This window comes from Micromonospora sp. PRAS1 (assembly GCF_059553435.1).
Window position 1 is genome coordinate 1 of sequence record NZ_JCANNB010000098.1, and the last position, 1,338, is coordinate 1,338.

The 1,338-nt window shown below is 72.9% G+C and carries 2 protein-coding genes; both read right to left on the bottom strand.

The window, feature by feature from the left end; translation table 11 throughout:
• Positions 1 to 453: glycosyltransferase (locus tag AC507J_RS32240; protein ID WP_496294329.1), on the bottom strand; the 453-nt coding region annotated here is incomplete at its 3' end.
• A partial coding sequence (locus AC507J_RS32245) for a class I SAM-dependent methyltransferase (RefSeq protein WP_496294331.1) occupies positions 453 to 1,338 on the bottom strand: 886 nt, incomplete at its 5' end. The genes AC507J_RS32245 and AC507J_RS32240, both read right to left, overlap by 1 nt.

Below are 1,338 nucleotides of genomic sequence, written 5' to 3' on the forward strand. Positions count from 1 at the left end.
GGCGTCCGGTCCCGGGATGAGTGGACCCATGAAGGTGCTGGAGAGGGCGACGGGGATGTGGTCGCGTTGCCAGAGCACCACGATCGGTGCCCACATCGACAGGTCGGTGACCAGCACGTCCGGCTGCCAGCGGTGCAGCAACGGTTCGAGGTCGGCCACCTGGTCGGGAATGGTCTCCACCAGCCAGCGCCGCAGGATGTCCCGGAGCAGGCCGGGCTTCGGGCGGCGGTCGGGCCAGCCCTGCTCCAGCGCCTCGACCAGCGAGTATGCCTGCCGCTCGTCGACGGCGGAGAACCCGAAGACCGGGAAGCCGGCCGTCTCGATCGTGGACCGGGCGGTCTCGCCTGTGTAGAAGGCCACCTCGTGACCCCGCTCGCGCAGCGCCACGGCGATGCTCAGCTGCGGCAACACGTGCCCGGTGAACGGCCAGCAGGTGACCAGGAACCGGCTCATCAGCCCGCACCCCCGTCGACTGCGCGCGCCCGCACCGTCAGGTAGTAGCTCGCCCGGCCGAGCGGAAGCAGGTCGTCCAGCACGTACGCGGCCAGGTGTCCCAACAGCAGCACCTGGTACACCCGGGGCCAGCGGAGCAGGCCCTTGAAGGCCACCAGAATGGCGAGGTGGTACAGCTCGGCCAGCCCCAGGCCGGTGCGCGCCACTCGGTCGACCGCGAACCGGGGTCCCAGGATCCGCCGTACCTCGTCGAGGGTGAAGTGCTGGTGATGGCCGGTGTCCGAGCCCTCCGCGGACTCCAGCGGCAGCCACGACGGTCTGCGGCGGCGCAGTGCCGGGTAGACGTTCATCGAGTCCAGCGGCGCCAGCAGGCCACGGTGCGGCACGCTCACCACCAGCCATCCGTCGGCACGGAGCACCCGGTGCGCCTCGGCCAGTACGGCCGGCGGGTCCGCGACGTGCTCGATGACGTCGAGCAGGACGACGGCGTCGACGGAGCCATCGGGAAACGGCAGCGCTGCGGCGTCCGCGCAGATCATCTCGATGTGCGGCAGGCGGCGGGCCGCCTCCACCACGTGCGTCGGGTCCCGTTCGACCCCGACGACCCGCCGGTGACGGCTGCGGCCCTGCAACGCGGCCGTGCCGTAGCCGAAGGCGGCGCCCACGTCCAGCACCAGGCGCGCCTCGGGCGGCAGCCAGCGTCGCGTCCGGCCCCACCGGGCGACGTACGAGAGCAGGCGGGGCCGGCCAGGCTCCGGCGCGGCGGGGTCGGTGCCGCCGCCCGTGACGTCCGGTCCGCCGGACCGGACACCCGTCGCTGCCTGCTCACGTGGTCGCGGTGCGGTCGTGCGGATCGGGTCCTGTGTGGTCATGGCCGGGGCACCT